Origin of the sequence: Microcoleus sp. SVA1B4 (assembly GCF_036700545.1) — a bacterium.
GTDB lineage: Bacteria > Cyanobacteriota > Cyanobacteriia > Cyanobacteriales > Microcoleaceae > Microcoleus.
In genome coordinates this window covers 1-3,890 of record NZ_JAUBPB010000139.1, presented here as the reverse complement: position 1 = coordinate 3,890, position 3,890 = coordinate 1, and the positions used below count along the sequence as shown (strand labels likewise).

At 36.5% G+C, this 3,890-nt stretch carries 5 protein-coding genes and 1 pseudogene; 2 read left to right on the top strand and 4 right to left on the bottom strand.

All coding sequences use genetic code 11. The features are described 5' to 3' along the window. A pseudogene (locus tag QT987_RS29475) lies at positions 1 to 197 on the bottom strand (IS5/IS1182 family transposase); the annotation flags it as partial. Between the two features lie 108 nt (positions 198 to 305). On the opposite strand from QT987_RS29475, the gene QT987_RS29470 reads away from it, so the two are divergent. Further along, positions 306 to 1,360 (top strand): IS630 family transposase gene (locus tag QT987_RS29470; protein WP_333247009.1). Its coding sequence is split into 2 segments (ribosomal slippage): positions 306 to 698 and positions 701 to 1,360, totalling 1,053 coding nucleotides; the frame shifts between segments, so codons are not numbered across the junction. A 39-nt stretch (positions 1,361 to 1,399) separates the two neighbouring features. On the opposite strand, the gene QT987_RS29465 is transcribed toward QT987_RS29470, so the two are convergent. From QT987_RS29465 to QT987_RS29455, 3 genes are read right to left on the bottom strand one after another with little or no spacing between them, the layout of a single operon-like run. Next, positions 1,400 to 1,672 (bottom strand): hypothetical protein, encoded by a 273-nt coding sequence (locus QT987_RS29465; RefSeq protein ID WP_333247007.1) that lies wholly within the window; start codon positions 1,670 to 1,672, stop codon positions 1,400 to 1,402. 31 nt (positions 1,673 to 1,703) lie between these two features. Continuing rightward, positions 1,704 to 2,774: an IS630 family transposase gene (locus QT987_RS29460; protein ID WP_333247005.1), complete on the bottom strand. Its 1,071-nt coding sequence runs from the start codon at positions 2,772 to 2,774 to the stop codon at positions 1,704 to 1,706. Positions 2,775 to 2,812: 38 nt separating this feature from the next. Next, a complete protein-coding gene (locus QT987_RS29455) occupies positions 2,813 to 2,971 on the bottom strand; it encodes a hypothetical protein (RefSeq protein ID WP_333247011.1) in 159 nt (52 codons plus the stop codon). A 179-nt stretch (positions 2,972 to 3,150) separates the two neighbouring features. Between QT987_RS29455 and QT987_RS29450 the strand changes: the two genes are divergently transcribed. Then, on the top strand, positions 3,151 to 3,768 hold the full coding sequence (locus QT987_RS29450; protein ID WP_333247003.1) for an ISAzo13-like element transposase-related protein: 618 nt from the start codon (positions 3,151 to 3,153) through the stop codon (positions 3,766 to 3,768). Positions 3,769 to 3,890 lie beyond the last annotated feature (122 nt).

Sequence of the window (3,890 nt, the reverse complement as noted above, 5' to 3'; positions counted from 1 at the left end):
GGAGTATTTGCGCGAGTCAATGCCACGGCGCAAACTACACCACTCTCTAAATCTTTGAGGATGTGGCGTTTATATCCATCTATTTTTTTAGACCGGCTTTTACGCCCATGCCGCATATCGGCGTCCTCAATAGAAATGCGACGATATGCGGCCACCCCTTTAGCCAGATTAGGAACTCCTTGAGAGTCTAAAGTCACATTTTGGGATTCAATGACTCGGGCAATATAAGTAGGTCGGCGCAAAAAAACCGAACTATGTTAAGATAAGTAAACAAAGAGAATATATCTACTGAGGTAACTAAATATATGGGCGCTAGATTAAGGGTATTCCTGACTCAACAGCAAGACAAAACTCTCTTACAACTGAGAACTGCTGCTGTACCACAAAAAGTCAAAGATAGAGCAGAAGTAATTAGATTAAATGCACATGGCTGGTACGTTGAAAAAATAGCTGCTCATTTTAACTGGACTCCACAAACAGTGAGAGAGGTTTTACATAAATGGTCGAATCTAGGCATGGAAGGGCTTTGGGAGTTGCCTGGTCGAGGGGCAAAGCCAACGTGGAAAGAGGAAGATATAGAGTTTTTAAAAGAATGCCTCAAAAACGAATCACGTACATATAACAGTCTTCAATTAGTCCAGAAATTAGAAAAAGAACGTTCTGTCAAACTAAGTGCCGATCGATTAAGAAGGATACTAAAAAAAAAAGGTTTATTTGGAAACGAGCCAGAAAAAGTCACAAAGGAAAACAAGACCCCCTAGTACAAGAAACGAAGCAATCTGACTTAGATATGTTGCAATTAGAGGCAGCAGCGGGAGGAATTGACTTAAAGTATTTAGATGAATCAGGTTTTTGTGCGTGGAGTGAACCAGGGTATACTTATTACCAAATAGGTGAGCAAAAACGGTTAGAACAAACGAAACGGCGTGGTCGTAGACTAAGTATTATCGGACTTCTTCAACAGGGAATCAGTTTTATTTATGGTTTAGTAATTGGGGGTGTTGATCGAAAAGCTTATATCAAAATGATGGAGCGAGAAGCCCAGGAAGCTGCTGAAATTGGACGACCGAGAGTAATTGTACAAGACAACGGCCCAATACACCGATGCAAAGAAGTCCAAGAGTTATGGCCGCATTGGGAAAAGCAAGGTTTATATATCTTCTTTTTACCCAAGTATTGTTCGGAAATGAACCCCATTGAATTGGAGTGGCAACACATTAAGAAAGATGAGTTGGCAGGACAAATGTTTGATGATGAGTTAGAACTCGCCTACGCCGTAATTCATGGAGTAGAAGCTAGAGGACAAAGGGGAAATTACACCACGCAACGTCTTAAGTTTAACTCCAATCAGGCAACTTAATGTTTTGTTACATAGATTGGTTTTTTCCCGCATATCTACTTACAAAGTATCTTGAGCCGCTTCAAACTCATCACAATTAGACTGGCTTTGCATCCATTCTTCTACAGAAGCTAAGCTATTTAGGATAATGGATAGTGCATTTTGACGCTCTACTGGATTATCCCAGTTTAAATCTAAGGCCGTTTTTAAACTGGAACTATTGAGGATGGGTGCACCGGCTTCCGAGGCAATTTCTGCCGGCTCCCGCCCCTGCACAGCAGCTATCACACTCACTGCCTTACGCAAAGCATGACCCAATAGATTATATAGCAATCCTAAATGATTTTCTCTATCTAGATCAATCCTAAATGATTTTCTTTGTGTAAGTATATTGACGTATTTTGGGGAAATCAAATTTATGTTCGTTAGTAAAAAACTCAAACAAAAACTTGACAATCTTAAAATATCTACATAAATACCAATACTTTCTTAAAAAGTTTTTAGCTTGTAGCCAAATATCTTCAACGGGATTCTGTTGGGGAGCATTGGGAGCAAATAAAATACAAGTAATTGACCAATTCTCAGGTTCTTTGTCACCATTTAGTTCTAATAAAAAGTCTCTAAATTCTCCATATTTATGATAACTAGCTCCATCCCAAATCAAGATAACTTTGCGATTTTTATATTTATTTTGCAAGTATTTTATGAATTTAACTGTGGATTCTCCATCACCAGATGGATGGCTCTGAATATGGAATTCTTTGCTTTGATAATTGAGGGCGCCAAAATAAGTTTGTCTATCTTTTTCATTGGTAATTGGGACTTCTATTCTGATTTTAGATTGACCCCAAACATAACCAGTTAGATCACCATGAAGTAGATGACATTCATCTAAAAACAATACTATTATTTCCCCAGACTCTATACCAGCCTTGTTTTTAAATAAAATATCGTTAATCTCTTCCGTCTTTTTTGTTACCAGTTCTTTATCAAATTTAGGATTAGCTTTTTGAGTTTTTTTCCAACTTATTTTCGCCCGGTCGAAAAGTTCATAGTAACTCTGTTTTGATTTATACATCACACCAAACTCTTGAGCTAAATAAGTAACCAACTCATCTAAATTCCAATATTCTTTATTCTTTAACCACTCGATTACTTCAGTATTTTTTCGAGCTGTTAAATACCCTTTTGATCCTTTATGTCCTAGTTTGATTCCGGCGATGCCTTTGGTTTTAAATTGTTTTTTCCAATAACCAATAAAAAATTTACTTACACCTAATATTTTGCTGATTTCATGGTAGATATTACCTGAAAGCGCCATCCTTACAGCTATTGCTCGTTTTAGTTCTCTTGCATCGATATCGCTTTTAATGAAATCTTCTAATTGGGCTATTTCTTTTTCCATATCTTTTTCTTGCAGTTGTACGTTATTCATTTTTTTATGGTCACAATCAAGTATTGCATATAATTGTATCATAGTCTTGATAATGATTTAGGATTGCTATATGTATCTTCGACTTTACCCGCTCCCCATAACGGGGAAGAATCTAAGGCTGCTTTAAGTTGAGATGAGCCAAATCCACCTTTTTGTTTGGCAATTTCTACGGTGCGGTCAATTAAACGTTGATCCATTTATTTTTTAATTAAGGAATAAAAAATAAATAACTTGATGTATTTTCGGATATAATGAAAAACAGCCCTCGATCGCAATTTTCACCAAAAGTGAGAGAAACTTGCTTTCTGATTTTTCTATTTTACCACCCTACCTTACCTTTAAATCTATGTTTTATTCTAGTTCACTTGAGTCAGAAATGAAGAAACTTTATAACTCTTTATCAGAAAAGGATAAAAGAAGGTATGCAGCGATAGAAGCCCAAAAACTGGGATGGGGTGGAATTAGCTATATAATGCAACTTTTCGGCTGCAGTCGAAATACTATTGTTCAGGGAATTAAAGATTTAGAAAAAATGGATGAAACGACTATCGATAATTTAAGAATCAGAAAAAAAGGAGGAGGAAGAAAAAGTATTTTATCTACTCAGATCGGCATTGATGAAGCCTTTTTAGAAGTCTTAAAATTTCAGACAGCGGGAGACCCCATGAATGAGTTAATTAAATGGACTAATTTGACGCATAAAGAAATAGCTTTGGGACTGAGCTCTGCCGGATTTGTTGTCAGTCTTCCTCTAACAAGTAAACTCTTAAAAAAGCATGGATATGTCAAGCGAAAAGCACAAAAAAAGCAAACGATAGGAACTAATAAAAATCGTAATTCTCAATTTGAAAATATTGCTAGGCTCGACACACAGTATAGAGAAGCAGGTAATCCCATTATTAGTTTTGATACCAAAAAGAAAGAAGTTTTAGGGAATTTGTATCGTCCCGGTACTCTTTATACAACCGAACCTGTCATTACTGTCTTACCATGATTTTTGGAGTTTAGGCTGTGGGAAAGTGATTCCACATGGAATTTACGTATCCGCTCAATAAGTAGGGGTAGCAGAGAAAAAAAGTAAGCAGAGTAAAAAAAGTGTTATAAAATAGGACACAT